The following is a 23,553-nucleotide window of genomic DNA, read 5'->3' as shown; positions in this document are numbered from 1 at the left end:
AGAACAGCAGAACAGCAGAACAGGATACTCAGTGAAGAAACACACTAGCATGATGGCAAAACTGGCGGCAGGTGCGATGACATTTGCGCTGGTGCCTGCATTGGCATCGGCAGCCGCCGTTGAACAGTTCAAGGCATTTGTTACCAACAACAAAAGCGCCAGGGGTGAATTTACGCAGCAGCAGGTCAAAGTGGTCGATGGCGTTTCCAAGATCAGCAAGACAGCCACCGGCAATTTTATCTTTGCCCGCCCTGGCAAGTTTGTCTGGGCGTATGTCAAACCGTATGAACAAATTTTGCAGGCCGATGGCGATAAACTCTACATCTACGATAAAGACCTGAATCAGGTCACCATTCGCCCCTTGGGTAATGCCCTGGGTTCCAGCCCTGCAGCCATTCTGTTTGGCAGTGCCGGTGCAGCCGACCTGGATAAAAACTTCAGCTTCAAGGAAGTCGGCAATAAACAGGGGCTGGAATGGCTGGAAGCCACACCCAAGGCCAAGGATACACAGTTTGAACATATAGGCATAGGCATGAAAGATGGCCTGCCTGTGGCGCTGGAATTGCGCGACAACTTTGGCCAGTTCTCTGTACTTACCCTGAAGAATCTGGAAAAGAATCCGACGTTGAAACCGGATCAGTTCAAGTTTGTCGTACCCGCCGGTGCCGACGTATTTCGTCAGTAAATGAATACGCTGCACAACAATCCGCGCAAAAAACCTGCACCATTGGCTGAACGCATGCGTCCGGCTACGCTGGACGATGTCATCGGCCAGCAGCATATCCTGGGCGAAGGCAAGCCGCTGCGCGTGGCTTTCCAGTCGGGCGAGCCACATTCGATGATATTGTGGGGGCCGCCAGGCGTGGGCAAGACCACGCTGGCACGCCTGATGGCAGATGCTTTCCTGTGTGAATTCATCGCCCTGTCGGCGGTATTGTCGGGCATCAAGGACATCCGTGAGGCGGTAGAACGTGCCCAGATATTGCAGGCAACCTCACACCGCAGAACCATCCTGTTTGTCGATGAAGTGCATCGTTTCAACAAGAGCCAGCAAGATGCCTTCCTGCCACATGTGGAAAGCGGCCTGTTCACCTTTATCGGTGCCACCACAGAAAATCCTTCTTTTGAAGTCAATAGCGCCTTGCTGTCGCGCGCCTCAGTGTATGTATTGAAATCACTGACGGATGAAGATTTGACAGCCATGGTAGTGCGCGCCTGCGAGCGTGAACTGGATGGCTTGACACTGACACCAGAAGCAATGGCCAGCCTGGTATCGAGTGCTGATGGCGATGGTCGCAAATTGCTGAACAATCTCGACATCGTTGCCCATGCAGCGGTTGCCAAGCATCTCGATACTGTCGACCAGGGTTTGCTGGGGGAATGCCTGGGCGATGCGCTGCGTCGCTTTGACAAAGGTGGCGATGCCTTTTATGACCAGATTTCTGCCCTGCATAAATCGGTGCGTGGTTCCAATCCTGATGCCGCCTTGTACTGGCTGGTGCGCATGCTTGATGGCGGAGCCGACCCACGCTACATGGCCAGGCGCATCGTGCGCATGGCGTCGGAAGATATAGGTCTGGCCGATCCGCGTGCCCTGCGCATTTGCCTGGATGCGGCAGAAACCTATGAAAGACTGGGCTCGCCCGAAGGTGAACTGGCCCTGGCAGAAGCCGTCATTTATCTGGCCTGCGCCGCCAAATCGAATGCCGTTTATAAAGCCTATAACGCCGTGCGCGCACTGGTCGCCAAGGACAAGTCACGCATGGTGCCCGAGCATTTACGCAATGCGCCAACCAAGCTCATGAAAGAACTGGGCTATGGCAAATTGTATCGCTATGCCCATGATGAACCAGATGCCTACGCCGCCGGTGAAACCTATCTTCCAGAAGGCCTGGAAAATGAATCATGGTACCAGCCGGTCCCACGCGGCCTGGAAATCAAAATAGCCGAAAAACTCGCATATTTGCGCAGCCTGGATGATCAGGCTAAATAGCCACCCTTTGGTAGCCGTTGCAGTATCAAACCGATGTTGTTGCATCTATCTGTGGTACCACACTATTGTGCGCATATTGCGCCAACTATTTTTATCAAGGATCTGTCATGCATAAACCAATTGCTGTGCGCCCGTTTGCTGTGACTTCAGTTACTGCAAGTCTGTTGTTACTGTCCCTGGTGGGAAGCGCGTATGCCCAGACCGAAGAGCAGCGCAGTACCCTGGCGGAGCAAAAAGAAGTCGCTGTCACGATCTACAATGAAAACCTGGCCCTGGTCAAAGACCAGCGCAAACTGCAACTGAAGCGTGGCGCAACAGCGCTGGCTTTTCGTGATGTCAGTGCAAAGATGCGTCCAGAAACCGCCTTGCTGCGCAGCCTGACTGCGCCCGGCAGTTTGTCTGTCGTTGAGCAGAATTTCAATTTTGACTTGCTGACCCCGCAAAAATTGCTGGAAAAATATGTAGGTCGCAATGTGAATATCGTCCGCACCAATCCGGCGACAGGCGTTGAGACTACCGAATCTGCACAAGTCCTGTCTGCCAATAGCGGTATTGTATTGAAGATAGGTGACCGCATAGAAACCGGCTTGCCGGGTGGCCGTATTATTTACCCTGATGTACCGGTCAATCTGCGTGACCGGCCAACGCTGGTCATGGCGCTGGATAACAATGGCGCAGAACAGCAGAATATCGAGCTCAGTTACCTGACAGGTGGTTTGTCATGGAAAGCTGATTACGTGGTTGAACTCAATCCAACCGACGACAAGCTGGATATCTCCGGCTGGGTCACGCTGGGTAACACCAGCGGTACTACCTATCGCAATGCAAAGTTGCAACTGGTGGCTGGTGACGTCAATCAGGTCAAGCAAAGAATAGAGGTAACGGGTAGCGCCATAAAAAGAATGGATGCCCCGACACCGATGATGGCCAAACAGGCCATGGTAGAAGAATCTTTGTTTGAATACCATCTTTACACACTGGACAGACCAACCACGATCGCAGAAAACCAGACCAAGCAGGTCGCCTTGCTGACTGCATCCGGTGTCCCGGCACGCAAGGAATTGCTATTGGCCGGCAATGATTATTACTACCAAAGCAGCTACGGTGATCTTGGCCAAAAAATGAAGATAGGTGTCTTTGTTGAGTTCGATAATAAAGAAGCTTCGCAACTGGGTATGCCACTGCCAAAAGGCATCGTGCGCGTGTATAAAAAAGACGCTTCAGGCAATGCCCAGTTTATCGGTGAAGACAGTGTTGACCACACGCCCAAGAATGAAAAAGTACGCCTGAAACTGGGTGAGGCTTTTGATGTGACGGCAGACAAGAAACAGACAGATTTCAAGAAGCTCTCAGGCACAGGGAAATACAATTATGTATTCGAAAGCGCTTATGAGCTGGTGTTGAAAAACGCCAAGAAAGAAGCCGTCGTCGTGACTGTGCAAGAGCCTATGCCAGGTGACTGGCAGGTGTTGAGTAGCAGCCATCCATATGTCAAAGCGGCCAGTAACGCCGCAGTCTGGAAGATCAGCGTACCGGCCGAAGGCAGCACCAAGCTGGTTTACCGTAGCGTAGTTCGCTACTGATCTGCCACTGAGCTTTCACTGATCCGTTATCAATACGGGTTCTTTGTTGTTCTTTGTGACTTCGCAGGGTCCATTTCTGCCTTCAGGCAAGGCAGAAATGGACCCTGTTTGCTTGTTTTGTTTGCCACAAACAGGCAATCTGGTTTATTTTATGAAGCTTTGACGAGTTGTTCAGGCCGTTTTGCTTTGGTATGAATAAGTTTTTACGTTAGGACTTACGCAAAATTGTTCCAACAAGGAGCTGCAAGGCTTTGGGGCGATTTTGCGTAAGTCCTGCACATTATTGGAGTTGATTGCGTATGATCATTGGTATCGATTTGGGAACAACCAACAGCCTGGTTGCTGTCTGGCGTGATGGCAAGGCGCAATTGATAGCAAATGGCTTGGGCGATACCCTGACACCTTCCTGCGTCAGCCTGGATCAGGATGGGACAATACTGGTCGGCAAGGCTGCAAGAGAGCGTTTGCAAACACATCCCGATAAATCGGTGGCAGTGTTTAAACGCTACATGGGTAGCGACAAGAAAATACAACTGGGCAAGCGCGAGTTTCGTGCGGAAGAATTGTCCGCCTTCGTTTTGAAAGCCCTGAAGGCGGATGCAGAAGCCTTCCTGGGTGAACCAGTAACCGAAGCGATCATCACCGTTCCCGCCTATTTTTCAGATGCGCAGCGCAAGGCGACCAGGGCAGCAGGGCAGTTGGCCGGACTGAAGGTTGACCGCCTGCTCAATGAACCAACGGCGGCGGCTTTGGCCTATGGCATGCATCAGATAGATGGTGAATCACGCTTCCTGGTATTCGATCTGGGTGGCGGTACCTTTGACGTTTCCATACTCGAATTGTTTGAAGGCGTTATGGAAGTCAGGGCTTCTGCCGGTGATAATTACCTCGGCGGTGAGGATATTACCAATACCATTGTTGACCTGTTCTTCCAGCGCCATGATCTGAATGCGGAAAAACGTAATGACGCCGCCTTCATGCAGCGTCTGACCGCTGCGGCTGAAAACGCCAAGCGTGCCATGACCACGACACAGACTGCGCAAGTCAGTATGCATGTAGACCAACGTGATCTGGTGTTGGAACTGGATGAGGCTGCGCTGGATAAAATCTGCGCGCCCTTGCTCAAGCGCATGCGTGATCCGGTAGAACGCGCCCTGCGTGACACCAATCTGCGCAGCAACCAGCTGGACAGCATCGTGCTGGCCGGTGGTGCCACCCGCATGCCTGTCATCAAGCGTCTGGTGACGCTGATGTTTGGCCGTTTCCCTGCCAGTGACATCAATCCGGATGAAGTGGTAGCCATGGGTGCCGCCGTGCAGGCTGGCCTGAAGATGAAAGATGCCGCGCTGGATGAAGTGGTGATGACGGATGTCTCACCCTATTCGCTCGGCGTGGAAGTCGCTATTTCTCTGGCAGATGGCCGCAATGCCAAGGGACATTTCTCACCTGTGATTGAACGCAATACCGCGGTGCCGGTCAGTCGTGTACAGCGCTTCTTTCCCATCGAAGACAGGCAGGTCAGGTTGACGCTGGAAATTTATCAAGGTGAGTCTCGTCTGGTGAAAGACAATATCCATCTGGGCACACTGAACCTGAAGCTGGCACCCTTGCCGCGTGATGAAAACGGTGTTGACGTGCGTTTTACCTATGATGTCAACGGTTTGCTGGAAGTGCAGGCAACGCTGGTCAAGACCCAGGAAACGCATTCCATCGTCATTCAGGGCAACCCTGGCATGTTGACTGATGAAGAAATCAAGCGACGTTTTGCTGAACTGGAAAAAATCAAGATGCACCCGCGCGATACGCTGGAAGTGCGTACTGCACTGGCACGCGCTGATCGTATCTATGAAACCCTGCGTGGTAATGCGCGTAACTGGCTGGCAGTGCAGATCAGCGAATTTGAAGGCGTAATTGAAAGCCAGAACTCACGCCTGATCGACCCGGCCTTGAAACAATTCTCCGAACTCTTGCACCAGATCGAAAAGGATACCCATTTGCATACCGACTTTGACCCGCAACCGAATTAAGCCATGTCGTATCTGCCTTCTTTTTTCAAGCAATATGAGCTTACACGTGACGCCGATGAGCGTGATGTCAAGCGTGCCTATGCCAAAGCGCTAAAAAAAATCGACCAGGAGAATGATCCTGCCGGTTTTCAGGCGCTGCGCGAATCCTATGAACATGCCTTGCAATGGCTGCAAAACAAAAGCATGTATGCGCGCTGGGAAAGTGTTGAGGATGAAATTGAAGGCGAGGCCGAGGTTAAAGATGAAGCCGCAGATACCGCTGCACATGAAAACGTAAAGATATTCACGCATGAACAGCCTGTCACACCGGTATCAGATCAGCCTGTATCGTCAGTCCCTCAGCCGGTCTTGGCAGAACAGGAAGCTGAACCGGCAACCAGACTTCCGCCTGAAGTAAGCGAACCAGAACCAGATCAGCCTGATACAGACATCAAACCATGGCCAGATGCAGAGGCGCTGGCACGCATCAAAGCAGCAGCACAAGCCAATACGCCTGCCTTGCCCAGCCCCGAAGCCATGGCGCAAGCCGTATTTGAGCAAATGCGTCAGCAATTGCTCGATACCGCAGCTACAGCAGACCATGCCAGCGTTGCGCTGGAAGCAGCATTGAATGATGAACGCCTGATACAGGTAGAGGCGCGTCATTTGTTTGAATGCAGCATGGCCCGTTATCTTCTGGCTGGTTGGCATGCTGGTGATGGCGAATTGTTTGATGCTGCCTTGCGTCAGTTTGAATGGAACAAGGACAAGCAGCGCCTTTTTAGCCTGGATCCACGTGCTTTCACTCTGGATCGTGCCCTGACGGAAATGGCTGTTTTTGATGAAAAAAGTAAAAAAATCCAGAACAAACAGTTAGCCCTTATTCGCAAGGCCAGGTCGGATGAATTTCCTGGTGTCGATTATCTGCAGATTAATTTGCCGCAGATGGAACAGATGCTGACACTGTTTCCAAACTGGATGTCGCTGGTGACCAAGGTGGGCAATATTCGTGACTGGCGTAAAACCTATAACGAAATGACGCAGTACCGTGACGTGTCTGCCGCATCGGATGATGGACAGCCAAAAAGCATAGGCAGTGTCATTGGTAAGCCGCCAGCACCTGCACCCAACTGGCTAATGGACAACAAGGCTATTTCCTTTTGTCTGCTTTTTGCGATCATTAAGCTGTGGTCTGTATTTAGCGGGGCCTTGTCGACCAATAACTATACGCAATACACGCCGCAGAAGCCGGGCTATGATCATAGCAAGGCCGCGGGTCTGTCGCAGCACGCCACGGATTACTTCTTGGGCAGGAATGGCTTGCAGGTGAATGTGGATGAGGCCATCAAGCTGTGGACACAGGCATCAGACAAAGGTGACAAGGAAGCTTCGTACCAATTGGGCTGGCTCTACTTTGTTGGCAACAAAGTAGAAAAAAATGCGACGAAAGCCCATAGCTGGTTTTCGCTGGCGGCAGAGCAAGGCAAGGAAAGTGCATTGGTGCTGGTAGGTGACGATTTGCTCAACGGCGAAGGGGTAGCTAAAAATCCCGTGGAAGCCTTTAACTGGTATAAAAAAGCCGCAGACAAAGGCAGCAGCATCGCGCAACTTAAACTGGCAACCCTGTATGAAAAAGGCATAGGTGTAAAAGCCAACAAGGCTGAAGCCGTCAAAATGCTGACCTTGTCGGCAGAGCAGGGGCAGGTTGGGGCAGAAAGTACCCTGGGTCAGTTATACTGGTTTGGTCAGTTTGGTTTGAAAAAAGACGAAGACAAGGCCGTGTTGTGGTTATCCAGAGCTGCACAAAAAGGCAATGGCACGGCACAGGGTTTGTATGGCCGTGCTTATGAGTTGGGTGTGGGCGGCTTCAGCAAGCAGCCATCCATGGCAGTGGACTGGTATAAAAAAGCCACCAAAAACTATAATAAACAGGCCAAAATCTGGTTGCAGCAACTCTGTGACAAGGAAAAGTTGCCAGCTTGTACATCGGCTATTTGATTGCTTTATTGATCCTTTCTAGCCGATAAACCCAGGCTTTTCCATTTTGCAATGGGCTAATTTTAGGGAAAATGCCCGTCCCTTGATACAATAGCCGACTAGCCTGTTGTTTCGGCATTCAATCAGCATTTAACCCGTATTCAGACCATGATAGATATTCAACTCCTGCGCAAAGACATCGCCAACGTGGCAGCACGCCTGGCTACCCGTAAATTTCAGCTGGATGTGGACAGCTTTAACGCGCTGGAAGCAGAACGCAAGCAAATCCAGTCCCGCACAGAAGAACTGCAAGGCAAGCGCAATACCTTGTCCAAACAGATCGGCAATCTCAAAAGCAAGGGCGAAGATGCTTCCGCAATCATGGCTGAAGTTGCCAGCATTCCAGAAGAATTGAAAGCATCAGAAGTGCGTCTGTCTGAAATACAGACAAAAATGACAGCCTTCCTGCAAACCATTCCCAATGTGCCGCATGAATCAGTGCCGGTTGGTAATGATGAAAGCGGTAATGTCGAAGTGCGCAAATCTGGCACGCCACGCAGCTTTGATTTTGAAATCAAAGACCATGTCGATATCGGTTCCGCCCTGGGCCTGGATTTTGATACTGCCGTCAAGCTGACTGGCTCTCGTTTTTCTGTCATGAAGGGCGGCATGGCTCGCCTGCACCGTGCGCTGGCCCAGTTCATGCTCGACATGCAGATACAGGAACATGGTTATACCGAAGTGTATACGCCCTACATGGTGAATGCCGATTCCATGCGTGGTACCGGCCAACTGCCAAAATTTGAAGAAGACCTGTTTGCCGTTAAAAAAGGCGGCCAGGAAGGCGAGGGCGAAACCCTGTACCTGATCCCTACCTCTGAAGTGACCTTGACCAATACCGTGCGCGATGAAATTCTGGCGGCTGATGTATTGCCGTTGAAACTGACAGCACACACACCATGCTTCCGCTCTGAAGCGGGCAGCTATGGCCGTGATACACGCGGCATGATACGTCAACATCAGTTCGACAAGGTGGAAATGGTACAGATCGTCCATCCAGAAAAATCCATGGAAGCCCTGGATGAAATGGTAGGCCATGCTGAAGCCGTGTTGCAAAAACTGGAACTGCCATACCGCGTGCTGAGTCTGTGTACCGGCGACATGGGTTTTGGCGCCTGCAAGACTTTCGATCTGGAAGTCTGGTTGCCGGCACAAAATACCTACCGTGAGATTTCATCCATCTCGAATATGTTTGATTTCCAGGCCCGCCGGATGCAGGCCCGTTTCCGCAATGCCCAGGGCAAGCCGGAACTGGTACATACCCTGAATGGCTCGGCACTGGCAGTGGGCCGCACCCTGGTCGCCGTGCTGGAAAACTATCAGCAGGCTGACGGTTCTGTCGTCATCCCGACAGCATTGCGTCCTTACATGGGCGGCATAGAAAAATTGCAGATCGCTGCCTGATTCTGCAAGCCGATAAAAAAACCCGCATCGTCTGTTTTGACCATGCGGGTTTTTTAATGCCGGGGTTTTAAGCTTGTTCCAGAACGCCCTCAGGCTTGCGCCAGCAATAATTCCATCTCGGAACGCCTATCAACAAACAGGCTGTTACCGTGTATCTTTTTCGCCTGCTTCTTGGCATCTGATGCAGCGATAGAAATCTGGTGGTGTGAATAATATTTATTCGCCCGTGACTTCACCACGCCCAGCGACAGGCTGACCAACGGATAAAATACTTTTTTACCCTGACGATCTTCGCTGAGATAACCGCCTCTTTCCCGGTCTTCATTGCTGTAAAAATCAAAGATGGCTTGCGCAAAGCTGTGCAGTATGCCCTGGCAGCGGACTTCCCAGTCTTCACTGCGGAACAGAATAATGAAGTCGTCACCACCAATGTGACCGATAAAATCCATCTGCGGGTCACAATGCTGTTTCAACACTTCACTGGTCATCTGTATGATGTCGTCGCCGCGACGATAGCCATATACGTCATTGAAGGGCTTGAAATGATCAAGGTCGCAATAGCAGGCACAGAAGGCCTGTTCCTTTTGCAGCAACTGATCAATATGTTCATTGATGGGTACATTACCCGGTAATTGCGTCAGCGGATTGGCATAGCGTGCTGCATTGATCTGCATTTGAGTGATCTCGCGCATCAGGTCCGGGCCGGTGCCAAGGCCTATATAACGGCCCTGATCAGTGATGATGATACCGTTGATCAGATGATCAGGATTGGCTTCGACAATGATGTGGCTGACATCCTGCATGCTGGTATTTTTATCGACGATGATAGGGTGTGCGTCCATAAACACCGTGCAAGGCTTTTTGCCATACAGTTCACGCTGATAGGGGCGGGCAAAGCGATCGATCATATGGTAACGGTTGATTATGCCCACTGGCATACCATCATCCACCACCGGTACGATCTGCAGTTTGGGGTTTTGCAAAAAGACGTCATCCACCTGATTGTTCAACATGCGTGAAGAAATCGTTGGCGGGGTTTTTAGTATTTTTTCAACGGTGGCGGTCTGTTCAAACGTGCTGAGGGAGCGGCGCCCGGCCTGGTACTGATTGCTGGTCAGAATGCGTGCCACTTCGGCAGATACCGCACGCGCCGGTGTCGGGTGCGGGCGGGCAATATGATAACCCTGGCCACAGGCCACACCCATGTCGCGCACGGCCATCAATTCAGCCTGTGTTTCTATACCCTCGGCCACCACACGGGTGCCAGATTTTTCAGCAATGCTTTGTATGGAGCGTACAAACTGCGCCTTCACCGGGTCATGATCTATACCCTGAATGAAGTGCATGTCGATCTTGACGTATTCCGGCTTCAGTTCTGACCACAGGCGCAGGCTGGAGAAACCCTCACCAAGATCATCAATGGCAATCTCAAAACCCATCTCGCGATAATGGATGACAGCTTCACACAGCAGCGCATAATCGTGGGTGGGCTGGTATTCGGTCAGTTCTATGATGACGCGTTCAGGGTTGATGCCCAGTTCATGGATGTAATCCAGCGTTTCGCCATAACGCGCATCTCTTTGCAGCAGACATTCCGGGCTGACATTCAAAAACAGTTTGCCCGGCAGATTTTGGGCCGCAAATTGCTCCAGCACGACCTGGCGACACAAATGCTCTACCGTCACCGTCAGATTGTTTTCCCAGGCAGCTTTAAACAGGTTGACCGGCGAATGCAAAGGGCTGTCAGACGGCCCCCGTATCAAACCTTCATAACCCAGAATATCGCCATTGTGCATCTGCACGATAGGCTGGAAACGTGCCGTCAGCAAACGCTGATCAATAATGCGCTGCAATTGCGTCAGCATCAGCGCATCAGTATGGGAGCCCAATTGACTGACAGGTAAGCCGGCCTGAATGCCAGACTGGCTATCAGACTGAGACGTATGCGTAGACAGATAATCCACAGTATCTCCCGCTAAACTACTTTCCATCGAGGCGAATTCCCATAAAACAAGCAATAGCAAACAACCGGCACCGCCGGCACAATTTACAGGCGGTACTTCACACACCTAAATGTAATGTTGCTTTGTGACATCTTCATGTCAAGGACGGGTGATTGACGGCAAACTAAAAATGCAAATTCTGCGTAAGTATCTGTGTTGGTATCTGGTCGCATCCACGCTTCAAGTAATTTATCTTGAAATAGTGAATTTCCCTGATCCTTACGCCACGCCTGTAACCACGCTTTAGCGATAATCATGGAGGTTTTTATGTGCGTTGCTGTCCTATCAAGGGTTCAATACTGGCCTTGAGACAGTTTGCATGTTTTTTATCTTGTCATTTAGGCTAGAGAAAGTGTAATATTTCATGTGCAAAGAGCAATTCCACCTGGGATTGGGTTCTGTCTTCTACGCAACAAATTTGCTGGGGTTTCCTGCTTAATCCCTGGTTTTCAACCAAATAAACATACACACAGGAGTATCAGAATGACGACCGTGCTCAACTCAACGAACTGGATGCAGGGTATCGACGACAACACATTAATTTCGGCAATGAGCATTCCTGGTACACATGAATCTTGTGCGTTATACGGAGGAGGCCAGACACAATGTCAGGAATTAAGCATCTCTGACCAGTTGAGGCGCGGTATCCGTTTCCTCGATATCAGATGCGCCTATGCCTACGTCCCCATCGGTGTTAATAATAACGCACTTTTACCCGGGGTCGATTCCTCCCAGGGTTCCTCGATTTTTGATCATTTCCCTATCTTCCATGGTGGTATACCCCAGCACATCGACTTCCTGCAGGTCCAGAAAGCATGTATCGAATTTCTGGACGCCAATCCGTTTGAATTCATATTGATGAACGTCCAGCATGAGGATATCGTACTCTTCCCAAGCAGACCCGATCATGAGTTTCGCGACCAATTCATGAAGCTCTATGATCCCAATTACTGGGAGTTCTACGAAAATATTCCCACGCTGAAGGACTGTCGCAAGAAGATCATCCTGATTCGTCCTGGATGGCCGCGCTTGACTGGTAACACCGGGTCGGGTTTGGAGTGGAACGGATACAATATAGACGGGACGTCGGACAATGCCATTTTCGACACACAAAATGGCTGGAAGAAATACAACACTGGTAGTTGGGGCCAGCAAAATGCAGCCAAGGCCATAGCAGTAAAAGAATACTTGAGGCGTGCTTCCACCAAGGCGGAAGGAGACAAAATCTATCTGAACTTCCTCAGCCGCGCCGCAGGTGCCTACGTGGGAACCGCCGCCCAGGTGGTGAACCTGGAAATCGCGGGCTATCTGCACAATACAACAGGGAGTCCCTTGGGAGTGCTGCCTATCGACTTTACTGGCAACACTGGCTGGACCGGCTCGCTGGAAGAGCAGATCGTCCAGCGCAACAGCTTCAAGAGCGGGTTTTCCGTCCAGTTTACGGTATCGCCATTCAAAGTTGGCTTGTCCGTACCCGACCGGCCATCAGACAAATGGTGGATGTCTGCTGGCCAGCACGATTGGGCAGTGGCGACGCTTCCCATGGTGTCCAATGTCCCCACTACCGATTCGCCGATGATACTGGAGTTGTACACCTACGAAGGAAAAGACTACTTCAAAGCTCCGGGTGTGGAGAGTTATCTTTCCGTAAGCAACGCCGGGCAAGTTGGCTTATATGGCTGGAATAATGCACGTACATTCTCTTCGAAAAAAGTTATCGTTACGGTAGACAACCAGACTTTCGAAATCGTTTGCCTGGTGTCGGATGACAACGGTCACCTGCTGCGCAGGCACTCGAATGGCGAGCTTTGGTGCGACGAAAATGAGGTGGGCGATCTGCTCAGTGTCACTCTCGCGCCACCCTCGGTCTGACGACTCAGGGGGAAGTTAGGCTGCTTATCTTTTGTCGGAGGAGGATCATGTCAAGCACAGTTGATTGACGGCAAACTAAACAAGGAAATTCTGCTTAAGTAACGAAGGTAAAAATTCAATATTACTCAAAAAAACAATGCATGAATGTTTACGTGATTTATTGAGAGGGTTGCATTGCATGCAATATGCTATCCGCTTCAATGCACCGAAATAAGGAAGATCAGGCGCAGTATTAGTGTGTTAATTACTCTTGTGCACGATCTTGCCATTATTTAGCGCGGAAAAACCTTTCCTTGAAAATTGATGAAGTATGCAAAAAATATGCGACATATATTTGCTGGAAGATATAAGTGGTTCTTCTGGTCTTTTGAAACAACTCAAGATTTTCGAGCCGAAATTATTGTTTGAAGAAGATCAGTTCTATTGCGGTTTCCTGGGTTTAAACGTAAATCGAATTGTTGGTGTTGCAATCGTTACTCATCTCAGAAACAACAGGATTAAAAGCGTCAATGTTCCAGTTGAGTATAGAGATAAAAATTTGATGTCCGAAGCCGAAGCAGAGGCAGTTGCAAGAGAACATGCTGGAAATAGGGATGTGGCGGTCAGATCAATGGCGCGAAAAGAAGTCGTAACGAATCCTATGTATTGGTGTTTTCAATTGGAAGCTCCTGGGAGCGCAACCGCCATGGAGGGTGGGGGCATTGTGACTGTGGATAGACTAGATGGGCACATATGGCAAATCGGGGAGACTGAGGAGTATATGTATGACTACAATAATGTCCTTTAGACGGAAATGTCATAGCTGAAATTTTGGTGACTTCGCAAATGTAGAAATCGCTTGCTACGGAAATTTTGCTAGTTATGCATGGAAAGATACTGCAAGCGCTTGTCGGTGTCCTGCCACAATTGATCTTGCAGCGCAACTGAGAGGTCGTTAAATTTAGATGATGAGTCATATGACGAGAGATGAAGCAATTGGTTTGTTAGTGCGACGCAATCTTGCTCAATTATCCGAGGCAGAGCGTGAGGTATTGTTGCTGGACTGGTGGTCCATTGATGGAAGTGATCCTGACTATGAAGGTCTTCCCGATTTTTTAAAGATGATGTTCGCTCGTACTGATGAGCCCGACGACCCGAAACGTGCAATATATGATCCTCTCCTAAAGATTGCCGTAAAACATTCATATACAGGAGTGGTTAACTCGTATTTGAAAAGTCAGATCACCCTTCTAGGGTTGGACGACGTGATTGAAGGCAGTGTTGAGGACCTAGTAGCTTGCCCCTGTTGCAGATACAGGAGCCTGCTTGTGAGCGCAGCATATGAAATTTGTCGTGTGTGTTTTTGGGAAGATGACGGAACAACGGAATTTGATCGACTCAGTGGGCCGAATCATATGACGCTACGTGATGCGAAGCTGAATTTCCAAAGCATTGGTGCTGTTACTGAAGATTCTCGACGACATGTCCTTTCGGACGGTCGGGATCGATATATATTAGAAAAATAGAGGTATACCTCGGGGGTGTCCGGAATTTTGTGTAAACGGTTAGTTTGTGCTTAATCTTGATAATTTATTCAGCGCAGCCCTAATTTTTGCAACTTGCGATTTGTGATGAACGCCCCCATCAGATTGATCAACTTTGCCGTTTGCACGTTTTCTATCTCATCGCTGTCGAAACCCCGGTTTGTCATTTCATCAAACATCGACGCGTTGAAGTCTTCATATGCAGCCCAAATGGCCTGCGATCCATCCTCGCCTCCAATCATGTTCTCAATCCATCGACGTATAACTCGTACAGTTTGCAACGCGTCGTTGTTGTGAACGGCGATATCGGTACCAGCAATGTCAGACAATGCTTTTTGATACTCATAATGTTCTGAGGATGTGACCAGATATTGCTTAGATGCTAGCTTTCCTCTTCCAAAGTGTCGACAGCCAGCGTCAATACCTAGCTCATATGGCATGTTCAGGCGGAAAATTTCACCTACTGTGGTCGCCTTTAACCGTGACAAATCGTGGATTGAATACTTCGATTCTTTGATCAGCTCGATGATCTTTGAGATGCGTTGCTCGCCTGAGTCAATTCGCTCTGTTGCGATCCGAGGCTTTAGACCATGGTAGATAATAGTAAACAGCATGGGATGCAATATTTTTTTGAAATCGTTATCAAAAGGGCAGTTGATGAACACGTTGGTTTCAAACGGCATATTATTTTTTTCCTTTGATACGCTGCGGGGAGTTCACACCTTCTCCTTTCATTGGCCCTCGTCCGCGTTTACTAGTATCTGATGCGTATGAATCCTTGGTTAGCACACGACCATCGTCTCCATGGATGTAAACACCAGTACTTGCACTACGCGCAACTGACCGGGCGTGGCTAACCGCAAGATCTTTTGATGCGAAAACTTTACTAGCTTTCTCTGCGCCGGTGCTTCGAACCGCCCATTGTCCATTCGAACTGCGCACAACGTGTTGATCTTTTTTGATGCTCATATAGACATGCCCTTGTATTCGCTAAATCCTTGCCATCAGCCACCCGTTTTTGGTCCATTTCAAGTTTTGACGAACCATCGCAACTCGACACCCCTCAACGGCGTTTACTACCTCCGGAAGTGAGTTGGAATTAATTCATCATGATCATAAAATTCAATGAGCATGAGCTAATATATCTTGCGCTTTCAGCAATACGTAACCTGGACGAGCCGTCAGCTTGGCAAGGTCTGAATCAAATCCTGTTTGGTGATTTATGAGCAACTGAATAAGAGGAAGTAGTCCACCTACGCCTGCTGCAACATTCTCTGCCCCCACTCCGTACGCAGATAGGCCGAAACCAAGAACACCATAGGTAACTTTCCAGTATTTTGATGAATGCTTCTTTTTTGCATTCAATTCCGCCCTTACTTCAACTGCTTGATCCCTTAAGGCATCTAGTGAAACTAAAGCTGAATCCAGTGCCTTATCACTTGCATCTGCAGAAAAAATCTTGATGAGCTGAGACCTAAAGGCAGGCAAGGCAGTTGCGGCCTCGTCGCGAAGCTGAATAATTTGCTCAGGGTTCAACTCACTCACCCATGGGACATTAATTTCCCGCTCTTTTTCCAGTAAGAGCATTGATCTTCTACTCAGCAGGCGCCCATCTTGTTCAAGTAGGCCAGCTAATCCCAGGCGGGAATTAGACACGATAGAACCCCCCGTTAATGAGGCTTCGCGGGCAACGTAGAGAATAGATCGAAGCTCTTGCTTTATAAGTGGCTCAAGTAACTGACGCAATCTCAGCGGCTGTGTTGCATATGGATTTGTTAACATTAAGGGGGGCTCGAAGCACTTCCCTGTGTGTAAAAAGTAACCACCTTGTTCGCGAGCCTCTAGTTTGTAATCCGCTTTGAATTTCTTAGATAAAGTGCTAGCCAGTGAAGAAATATCCCCAATTAACTTATCCGAACAGCAATCGCATATTGCGTAGAAGGGAGATCTAAACTTTACCAAGCCAATATTTATTAACGGACTTAACTTAGAGATAATTGAGGCATCTTCAATAAGGCTATCAACCTTCTCGTTGGTTGCTCTCCCAAAATCTACCAACCTATTTGATATCGTGTCTGTTAGCCATATTCTGTCTGCAAGTAGTCCAACGCTCCGTGCAATTCTATCGACAGCTTGCAGCCGACATGCAAATGTTGAGCAGCCGTCTCCACTAATAATGTCTAGTGCACCGTGTAAATGTATATCCAGTTTTTTTGGGTCTCTTGCGCCAATTATTTCAGTGCTGTCCGGAAAATCGAAAGATCGAGCTTGAGATTTAAGCTCAGGAAGAATAGTTCTTACGCGTTTCCTCGCATCAGCCCATGTCGCACATTGGGCGATCTCGTTTACTAGTAGCTGTAGCGCTGGTGGAGTATCGGAACGTTCATTAAGCATGTTTACCAGATATCTTGTAGTTTATACGACGAAAAAGGTCGTTGATGAGAGTCTGCAAGGCAGCTACCAATAGGACTGTAACTCATCTTCCTATGATTGTCAGGCTAGTCAATTACTAAATTTGAAGCGATGCACTAGGGATACAGTGAAATCCACATACACGATCTCGCACATGAACAGACTTGCCGTTTTTTAAATTGACCACGTTCGAAGTAATAGGGATTAATCGTAATCACCAATTCCTTGTCGGTGTGTGTGCAATTGTACTACCATAGCATCCCCTGCTAGGGCTTATACCCAACCTCAAGCCTCATTCATCGAAGAGACGGACTTAGTGGTTCGTACTTCAATATCTGTACAGGGGATTTGCTTAGAAACTGCGGGGCACCGCAAGCTGTGAGTTCAAGGTGTATCCTGAACTGTATTCGGAAGAAAGTTGGATTCTAAACAGCGAAAACGGAAGTAAAAAAACAAAAACGCATGAAATTTAGGTTTCATCTGGGTTTGCTGTTCGTTTTGTAGTTCTTCGGATATTGTCTTGGCGGAGAGGGGGGGATTCGAACCCCCGATAGTATTGCTACTACGCCTGATTTCGAGTCAGGTACATTCAACCACTCTGCCACCTCTCCGGCTTGGTTGTTCGCTTAGCAAGCGAAGCCTGTGATTATAGCAAAGAAATGGCTCAAATCAAAATGGCTACTCCCCTGTGCTGCAATCGCCGGAGGTCTCTCAGGCAGATTGGGCGGCCTTGGTCGTGACATCAAGCCAGGTTTTGGTTTGAACGTGCTCAAAGTGCTATACCAAAACCGATATCGAAAATGCTGAAAATGTGATTGGATGGATTTTTCGGTGCAGTTTATGATGAGCTTGGGTAATTTCGCCCGTCAGAATATTATCTCGGCGATATGGTTTTGCTGATATGTATTTGTCAGTATGGCTTAAGCATTGCTGGTTTATGCCCGTCTGCATTTACCTGGGCATTACTGGCAAGCTGATTTTTAGTCCTCGTCTTATCTATAAAACTCTCATGATGTCCGCTGAACAATTCACGAATGAAACTCAAAAGGAAGTCCAGGAGCCAAGCCTTCAACAAAGCGTTTTTGGTCATCTGGATGATGGGCAGGTCATCAATCTATACACGCTACGCAATCGCCAGGGCATGTTGGTCAAGGTGACGGATTTTGGTGGCATTATTACTGAACTGCATGTGCCTGACCGCGATGGTGTGCTGGCGGATGTGACGCTGGGTTTTGCTGATTTGCAGCCTTACCTGGGTGAATCCTCATTTTTTGGGGCGTTGATAGGGCGTTATGGTAATCGCATTGCGCAAGGGCGCTTTGTGCTGGATGGAAAGATGTATCAGCTTGACCGCAACAATGGTGCTAACCATTTGCATGGTGGTAGTGGCGGTTTTTATAGGGTGAAGTGGGATGCGACGCCGTTTCAAACGCGTCATAGTGTTGGCCTTGGCCTGCGTTACTTCAGTGAAGATGGCGAGCAGGGCTACCCTGGCAATCTGCATGTAACGGTCACTTATGAGCTGGATGATGATAATCAGTTTCACATCCGCTACCACGCAGTCACGGACCAGGCAACGCCAGTCAATCTGACTCACCACGCTTACTTCAATTTGGCAGGGCAGGGTTCAATATTGGGGCATGAGGTCATGATTAATGCGGATGCCTATACACCTGTGGATGCCGGTTTGATACCAACCGGTGCACCGGTGCCGGTGGCGGGTACTGCCTTTGATTTTCGTCGGGCGACTGCGATTGGTGCACGCATAGGCCATGATGATCCGCAATTGGCGCATGGTCAGGGCTATGACCATAACTTTGTCCTGAACAAGACGGCAGTAAAGGAAACCAGCCTTGGGGTGCGTGTTCATGAGCCTGTATCTGGTCGCGTGCTGGAACTATGGACGGATGAGCCTGGTGTGCAGTTTTATAGCGGGAATTTTCTGGATGGCAGCCTTGCCGGCAAGGGGCAGACGTATGCTCTGCATAGCGGTTTTTGTATAGAGCCGCAGCATTTTCCTGATTCACCGAATCAGCCACAGTTTCCTTCAACGGTATTGCGGCCTGGTGAGGAATATCGTTCGAACTCCATTTATCGATTCTCGATACAGACTTGATGATGCGGGCTTGATGACGCAAAGTTTCAATTTCTGCGATATCAATTGCAGTATCAATTGCAAATAAAAAGTCATTGGAAAGACATCGTTGTAGTCTTTAGTATCTCTGTATTAAGCGCGGGTGCGTGTGTTGGTTGCGACCCTGCGTCATAAAAACAAGGAGATACCGGATGTCTGAAACAAAGAAAAAGCTTACTTTACGCTCGGCGCAATGGTTTGGGACCCAGGATAAAAACGGTTTCATGTACCGTAGCTGGATGAAGAATCAGGGCATACCTGATCACGAGTTTGAAGGAAAACCGATTATCGGTATCTGCAATACCTGGTCTGAACTGACACCCTGCAATGCCCATTTCCGCAAGCTGGCGGAACATGTCAAACGTGGCATCCTGGAAGCGGGCGGGTTTCCGGTTGAATTTCCGGTGTTTTCAAATGGTGAATCCAATTTGCGCCCGACGGCGATGCTGACGCGCAATCTGGCCAGTATGGATGTGGAAGAATCCATACGCGGCAACCCTATGGATGCGGTGGTCTTGCTGGTCGGCTGCGACAAGACTACGCCTGCCTTGCTGATGGGGGCGGCAAGCTGTGACATTCCAACCATTGTTGTCAGCGGCGGCCCCATGCTGAATGGCAAGCTGGATGGTAAGGATATTGGTTCTGGCACGGCGGTCTGGCAATTGCATGAAGCGGTCAAGGCCGGTTCCATCACCATGCATCAGTTCATGGCGGCAGAATCTGGCATGTCGCGTTCTGCCGGTACCTGCAATACCATGGGTACGGCATCTACCATGGCCTGCATGGCCGAGGCGCTGGGTACGACTTTGCCACATAATGCAGCGATTCCGGCAGTCGATTCCCGTCGTTATGTGCTGGCACACATGTCAGGCATACGCATCGTTGAAATGGTACGTGAAGATTTGCGCCTGTCCAAAATATTGACCCGTGAAGCATTCGAAAATGCCATACGCGTGAATGCGGCGATTGGTGGTTCCACCAATGCGGTGATCCATCTGAAGGCGATAGCTGGCCGCATCGGTGTGCCGCTGGAACTGGAAGACTGGACCACAGTCGGTCGTGGCACGCCCACAATCGTCGATCTGATGCCGTCTGGCCGTTTCTTGATGGAAGAATTCTATTACGCAGGCGGCTTGCCTGGTGTTGTGCGTCGCCTGGGCGAAGGTGGCCTGGTTCCGCATAAGGATGCATTGACGGTGAATGGCAAAAGCTTCTGGGAAAACTGCCAGGATGCACCGGTATATAACGATGAAGTCATACGGCAACTGGATAACCCATTACTGGCCGATGGCGGCATTTGCATCTTGCGCGGCAATCTGGCACCGCGTGGTGCAGTATTGAAACCGTCTGCTGCCACACCTGCATTGATGCAACATCGCGGCAAGGCCGTGGTGTTTGAAGATTTTGAACATTACAAGCAACGCATACTTGATCCTGATCTGGATGTCGATGCGGATTCTGTGCTGGTCATGAAAAATTGCGGCCCCAAAGGCTATCCCGGTATGGCTGAAGTGGGCAATATGGGCTTGCCGCCTAAATTGCTGGCGCAGGGTGTCAAGGACATGGTGCGAATTTCAGATGCCCGCATGAGCGGCACCGCTTACGGCACGGTGGTATTGCATGTGGCACCGGAAGCTATGGCCGGCGGCCCGCTGGGCATCGTGCAGGATGGTGACATGATCACGCTGGATTGCCGCAATGGCAAACTGGATCTGGATGTTACCGACGAAGAAATGCAGCAACGTCTGGCCAGCCGGGCGGAGAAGCAGCAACCATCTCATAAAACCGGATATCAGCAACTGTATATTGATCACGTCTTGCAGGCGGATCAGGGATGTGATTTTGATTTTCTGGTGGGTAGCCGGGGTGCTGAAGTGCCCAAGCATTCGCATTAAGCTTTGCAGTCAGGCATTCCCATCATCGAATCAGTAAAACGCTTCAGGAGAAATTATGTTAATCGTACAATTTACCAATCCAGCCGGTACGCGTCTGGTGGGGGCGCTGGAACAAGACCAGATTCGCGTAATTGATGGCTATGCCAGTACTTACATATTGGCGCAGACCGCCATCCGGTCTGGCACCGGTCTGGAAAAGCTGGCGACGGCAGCACTGGGTAGCACGGTCTATCAATACGAAGACATCGCCAATGAAGGGCGTCTGCTGCCACCGCTTGATCATCGCGATCATGCGCATTGCTATGTTACTGGTACCGGCCTCACGCATCTGGGCAGTGCCGATGCACGCGATGCCATGCACAAGAAAATTGGTGGCGATGTTGAAAGCCTGAGTGACAGCATGAAAATGTTCCGCCTGGGTGTGGAAGGTGGCAAACCGGCAGAAGGTGAGACCGGCGTGCAGCCTGAATGGTTTTATAAAGGCGATGGTTCTGTCGTGCGTGCCAGTGGTCAAAGCCTGGACATGCCTGATTTTGCGCTGGATGGCGGTGAAGAGCCAGAAATCGCTGGCCTGTACGTGATCGGTGACGATGGTTTGCCGTATCGAATCGGTTTTTCTATTGGTAATGAATTTTCTGATCACGTGACTGAACGTCAGAATTATCTGTATCTGGCCCATTCAAAATTGCGTGCCTGCGGCTTGGGTCCGGCTTTGCTGGTGGGCGATCTGCCGCAGCATGTTGCCGGTACATCCCGTATTTATGACGTGGATGGCAAACCAAGATGGGAAAAGAGCTTTGTCAGTGGCGAGCAAAACATGTCGCATACCATTGCCAACCTTGAATACCATCACTTCAAATATTCCTTGTTCAATCGCCCGGGCGACGTGCATATCCATTTCTTTGGCACGGCGACGCTGAGCTTTGCCGATGGCGTCAGCGTCAAGGCTGGTGAAACCTTTGAAATTGAAGCTCCAGCATTTGGGCCAGCATTGCGCAATCGGCTGTCTGTCAGGAAGACGGAATTTACCAAGGTCAAAGCCCTATGAATATCACTGGCGAAGCCCTGATAGGCGGCATTGCTGAAAAGGGAAGTGGTAACTCTTTCCTGGCATTTGATCCAGCCAAAATGCTCAGCATGGCCCCGGCTTTTTATACGGTGGACAAGCAACAGATCGATACCGCATGCAGCATGGCGCAGGCGGCATTTGATCCGTTTCGTGCCTGCACGGGCGAACAAAGAGCGGTTTTGCTGGAGACCATAGGTCAACAGATCATGGCCTTGGGTGATCGTCTTATCGAACGTGCGATGGCCGAAACCGGGTTGTTGCGCGGACGACTGGAAAGCGAACGCGGTCGCACCATCAGCCAGTTGCAATTGTTTGCCGATCTATTGCGTGAAGGCTCATGGCCGGATATCCGTATCGACAGCGCCTTGCCTGAACGCCAGCCACCGCGCCCCGATTTGCGCATGCAATTGATAGGCTTGGGGCCGGTTGCCGTATTTGCAGCCAGCAATTTCCCTTTGGCGTTTTCCGTGGCCGGTGGTGATACGGCGGCGGCTTTTGCAGCAGGCTGCCCGGTGGTATTGAAAGTGCATCCTGCTCACCCAGGTACGTCCGAGCTGGTGGGACGTGCCATCGTCAAGGCCTTGCAGTTGTGTGGTTTGCCTGCGGGCGTGTTTTCTTTGTTGACAGGTACAGGCAATGAAATCGGTCAGGAACTGGTGCGCCATCCTGCCATACAGGCTGTGGGTTTTACCGGATCACGTTTTGGTGGCCTGGCCTTGATGGCTGTGGCGGCGGCGCGCCCGCAACCGATACCCGTGTATGCGGAAATGAGCAGCATCAATCCACTGTTTTTGTTTCCGCAGGCACTGGCGCAAAGGGCAGAAGAGATTGCCAAAGATTTCGTGACCTCACTGACCCTGGGTGCAGGTCAGTTCTGCACCAATCCCGGTCTGGTGCTGGCGGTAGATGGACCAGACCTGGACAGGTTCGTCAAATCAGCAACCCAGATCATATCCGGTGTATCACCCGCACCCATGCTGACGCCCGGTATCGCAGCCAATTATCAGCACGGGGTAGAAGCACTGGCCGATGCGGAAGAGGTCAACACCCTGGTCAAGGTCGATGTCGAAGAAGGTAAAGCCAATCCCGCCATGTTTGTAACCAGTGCAGATACCTTCCTGAGTCGGCACGCATTGCAGAACGAGGTGTTCGGCCCGACCTCATTGCTGGTTGTTTGCCGTGATGTGGACCAGATGCGTGCCGTGACTGAAGCGCTGGAAGGGCAACTAACTGCCACGATACAGATAGAAGAAGCCGATTTTGAACAGGCCAGCGCATTGTTGCCGGTGCTGGAACGCAAGGTAGGTCGCATACTGTCCAACGGTTTTCCAACCGGTGTCGAAGTGGCGACGGCCATGGTGCATGGCGGCCCGTTTCCAGCCACTGCGGATGGCCGCAGTACTTCAGTAGGAACGGCATCCATACATCGCTTCTTGCGTCCGGTTTGCTACCAGAACTTGCCACAGGCTTTATTGCCAGTTGGCCTGCGTGATGACAATGTCGCCAATATATGGCGTCGGCATGATGGCGTAATGGGCAAGAAGTAAATGGAAAATGCAGTGGGCACAGTATTCGATTTGATAAGCGCACTAGTCGATTTAAAATAGCAGCACCATAAAACA

At 50.1% G+C, this 23,553-nt stretch carries 17 protein-coding genes and 1 tRNA gene; 13 read left to right on the top strand and 5 right to left on the bottom strand.

Going from position 1 to position 23,553, the window contains the following annotated elements; translation table 11 throughout:
* Positions 1 to 31 precede the first annotated feature (31 nt).
* The 6 genes from lolA to serS all read left to right on the top strand — a co-directional run bounded on the left by lolA (position 32) and on the right by serS (position 9,023).
* Entirely contained in the window at positions 32 to 685 is a 654-nt protein-coding gene (lolA, locus tag H8L32_RS08390) for an outer membrane lipoprotein chaperone LolA (RefSeq protein ID WP_186946696.1), read from the top strand.
* Positions 686 to 1,993 (top strand): replication-associated recombination protein A, encoded by a 1,308-nt coding sequence (locus H8L32_RS08385; RefSeq protein WP_186946695.1) that lies wholly within the window; start codon positions 686 to 688, stop codon positions 1,991 to 1,993.
* Positions 1,994 to 2,100: 107 nt separating this feature from the next.
* Complete coding sequence (locus H8L32_RS08380) at positions 2,101 to 3,576, top strand: DUF4139 domain-containing protein (RefSeq protein WP_186946694.1); 1,476 nt, start codon at positions 2,101 to 2,103, stop codon at positions 3,574 to 3,576.
* A 299-nt stretch (positions 3,577 to 3,875) separates the two neighbouring features.
* Positions 3,876 to 5,603: an Hsp70 family protein gene (locus tag H8L32_RS08375; protein ID WP_186946810.1), complete on the top strand. Its 1,728-nt coding sequence runs from the start codon at positions 3,876 to 3,878 to the stop codon at positions 5,601 to 5,603.
* Between the two features lie 3 nt (positions 5,604 to 5,606).
* A complete protein-coding gene (locus H8L32_RS08370; protein ID WP_186946693.1) occupies positions 5,607 to 7,580 on the top strand; it encodes a tetratricopeptide repeat protein in 1,974 nt (657 codons plus the stop codon).
* Between the two features lie 147 nt (positions 7,581 to 7,727).
* Positions 7,728 to 9,023, top strand: a complete 1,296-nt coding sequence (gene serS, locus H8L32_RS08365) for a serine--tRNA ligase (protein WP_186946692.1) — start codon at positions 7,728 to 7,730, stop codon at positions 9,021 to 9,023.
* 89 nt (positions 9,024 to 9,112) lie between these two features.
* On the opposite strand, the gene H8L32_RS08360 is transcribed toward serS, so the two are convergent.
* On the bottom strand, positions 9,113 to 10,888 hold the full coding sequence (locus tag H8L32_RS08360) for a GGDEF domain-containing protein (protein ID WP_230412130.1): 1,776 nt from the start codon (positions 10,886 to 10,888) through the stop codon (positions 9,113 to 9,115).
* Positions 10,889 to 11,509: 621 nt separating this feature from the next.
* Between H8L32_RS08360 and H8L32_RS08355 the strand changes: the two genes are divergently transcribed.
* The 3 genes from H8L32_RS08355 (at position 11,510) to H8L32_RS08345 (ending at position 14,403) form a co-directional block, all read left to right on the top strand.
* On the top strand, positions 11,510 to 12,898 hold the full coding sequence (locus tag H8L32_RS08355) for a PI-PLC domain-containing protein (RefSeq protein ID WP_186946690.1): 1,389 nt from the start codon (positions 11,510 to 11,512) through the stop codon (positions 12,896 to 12,898).
* Positions 12,899 to 13,208: 310 nt separating this feature from the next.
* On the top strand, positions 13,209 to 13,685 hold the full coding sequence (locus tag H8L32_RS08350; RefSeq protein ID WP_186946689.1) for a hypothetical protein: 477 nt from the start codon (positions 13,209 to 13,211) through the stop codon (positions 13,683 to 13,685).
* 169 nt (positions 13,686 to 13,854) lie between these two features.
* Positions 13,855 to 14,403 carry a CPCC family cysteine-rich protein gene (locus H8L32_RS08345; protein ID WP_186946688.1) on the top strand — a complete coding sequence of 183 codons (549 nt, stop codon included), beginning with the start codon at positions 13,855 to 13,857 and terminating at the stop codon, positions 14,401 to 14,403.
* Positions 14,404 to 14,471: 68 nt separating this feature from the next.
* Here the strand turns inward: H8L32_RS08345 and H8L32_RS08340 are convergent, their stop codons facing one another.
* The 4 genes from H8L32_RS08340 to H8L32_RS08325 form a co-directional block, all read right to left on the bottom strand.
* Positions 14,472 to 15,104 (bottom strand): hypothetical protein, encoded by a 633-nt coding sequence (locus tag H8L32_RS08340; RefSeq protein ID WP_186946687.1) that lies wholly within the window; start codon positions 15,102 to 15,104, stop codon positions 14,472 to 14,474.
* Position 15,105: 1 nt separating this feature from the next.
* Positions 15,106 to 15,390 (bottom strand): DUF2188 domain-containing protein, encoded by a 285-nt coding sequence (locus tag H8L32_RS08335; protein WP_186946686.1) that lies wholly within the window; start codon positions 15,388 to 15,390, stop codon positions 15,106 to 15,108.
* 153 nt (positions 15,391 to 15,543) lie between these two features.
* On the bottom strand, positions 15,544 to 16,815 hold the full coding sequence (locus H8L32_RS08330) for a hypothetical protein (protein ID WP_186946685.1): 1,272 nt from the start codon (positions 16,813 to 16,815) through the stop codon (positions 15,544 to 15,546).
* 539 nt (positions 16,816 to 17,354) lie between these two features.
* A tRNA-Ser gene (locus H8L32_RS08325) sits at positions 17,355 to 17,444 on the bottom strand.
* A 401-nt stretch (positions 17,445 to 17,845) separates the two neighbouring features.
* Here H8L32_RS08325 and H8L32_RS08320 point away from each other — a divergent pair.
* From H8L32_RS08320 to H8L32_RS08305, 4 genes are all read left to right on the top strand, one after another.
* Positions 17,846 to 18,949: an aldose epimerase family protein gene (locus H8L32_RS08320; protein WP_186946684.1), complete on the top strand. Its 1,104-nt coding sequence runs from the start codon at positions 17,846 to 17,848 to the stop codon at positions 18,947 to 18,949.
* A gap of 170 nt (positions 18,950 to 19,119) precedes the next feature.
* Entirely contained in the window at positions 19,120 to 20,862 is a 1,743-nt protein-coding gene (locus H8L32_RS08315; RefSeq protein WP_186946683.1) for an IlvD/Edd family dehydratase, read from the top strand.
* 55 nt (positions 20,863 to 20,917) lie between these two features.
* Complete coding sequence (gene araD1, locus H8L32_RS08310) at positions 20,918 to 21,910, top strand: AraD1 family protein (RefSeq protein WP_186946682.1); 993 nt, start codon at positions 20,918 to 20,920, stop codon at positions 21,908 to 21,910.
* Positions 21,907 to 23,478: an aldehyde dehydrogenase (NADP(+)) gene (locus H8L32_RS08305; protein ID WP_186946681.1), complete on the top strand. Its 1,572-nt coding sequence runs from the start codon at positions 21,907 to 21,909 to the stop codon at positions 23,476 to 23,478. Before araD1 ends, H8L32_RS08305 begins: the two co-directional genes overlap by 4 nt.
* The last annotated feature ends 75 nt before the right edge of the window (positions 23,479 to 23,553 follow it).

Source organism: Undibacterium hunanense, assembly GCF_014284335.1.
Taxonomy (GTDB): Bacteria; Pseudomonadota; Gammaproteobacteria; order Burkholderiales; family Burkholderiaceae_D; genus Undibacterium; species Undibacterium hunanense.
The sequence above is the reverse complement of the archived record's forward strand: the minus strand, read 5'-3'. Positions and strand labels throughout refer to the sequence as shown.

Bases quoted from the DNA above. Each gene is read 5' to 3' on its own strand.
- H8L32_RS08385 (WP_186946695.1), top strand. From the start codon at position 686: ATGAATACGCTGCACAACAATCCGCGCAAAAAACCTGCACCATTGGCT.
- H8L32_RS08380 (WP_186946694.1), top strand. From the start codon at position 2,101: ATGCATAAACCAATTGCTGTGCGCCCGTTTGCTGTGACTTCAGTTACT.
- H8L32_RS08375 (WP_186946810.1), top strand. From the start codon at position 3,876: ATGATCATTGGTATCGATTTGGGAACAACCAACAGCCTGGTTGCTGTC.
- H8L32_RS08370 (WP_186946693.1), top strand. From the start codon at position 5,607: ATGTCGTATCTGCCTTCTTTTTTCAAGCAATATGAGCTTACACGTGAC.
- serS (WP_186946692.1), top strand. From the start codon at position 7,728: ATGATAGATATTCAACTCCTGCGCAAAGACATCGCCAACGTGGCAGCA.
- H8L32_RS08360 (WP_230412130.1), bottom strand. From the start codon at position 10,888: ATGCTGACGCAATTGCAGCGCATTATTGATCAGCGTTTGCTGACGGCA.
- H8L32_RS08355 (WP_186946690.1), top strand. From the start codon at position 11,510: ATGACGACCGTGCTCAACTCAACGAACTGGATGCAGGGTATCGACGAC.
- H8L32_RS08350 (WP_186946689.1), top strand. From the start codon at position 13,209: ATGCAAAAAATATGCGACATATATTTGCTGGAAGATATAAGTGGTTCT.
- H8L32_RS08345 (WP_186946688.1), top strand. From the start codon at position 13,855: ATGACGAGAGATGAAGCAATTGGTTTGTTAGTGCGACGCAATCTTGCT.
- H8L32_RS08340 (WP_186946687.1), bottom strand. From the start codon at position 15,104: ATGCCGTTTGAAACCAACGTGTTCATCAACTGCCCTTTTGATAACGAT.
- H8L32_RS08335 (WP_186946686.1), bottom strand. From the start codon at position 15,390: ATGAGCATCAAAAAAGATCAACACGTTGTGCGCAGTTCGAATGGACAA.
- H8L32_RS08330 (WP_186946685.1), bottom strand. From the start codon at position 16,815: ATGCTTAATGAACGTTCCGATACTCCACCAGCGCTACAGCTACTAGTA.
- H8L32_RS08320 (WP_186946684.1), top strand. From the start codon at position 17,846: ATGTCCGCTGAACAATTCACGAATGAAACTCAAAAGGAAGTCCAGGAG.
- H8L32_RS08315 (WP_186946683.1), top strand. From the start codon at position 19,120: ATGTCTGAAACAAAGAAAAAGCTTACTTTACGCTCGGCGCAATGGTTT.
- araD1 (WP_186946682.1), top strand. From the start codon at position 20,918: ATGTTAATCGTACAATTTACCAATCCAGCCGGTACGCGTCTGGTGGGG.
- H8L32_RS08305 (WP_186946681.1), top strand. From the start codon at position 21,907: ATGAATATCACTGGCGAAGCCCTGATAGGCGGCATTGCTGAAAAGGGA.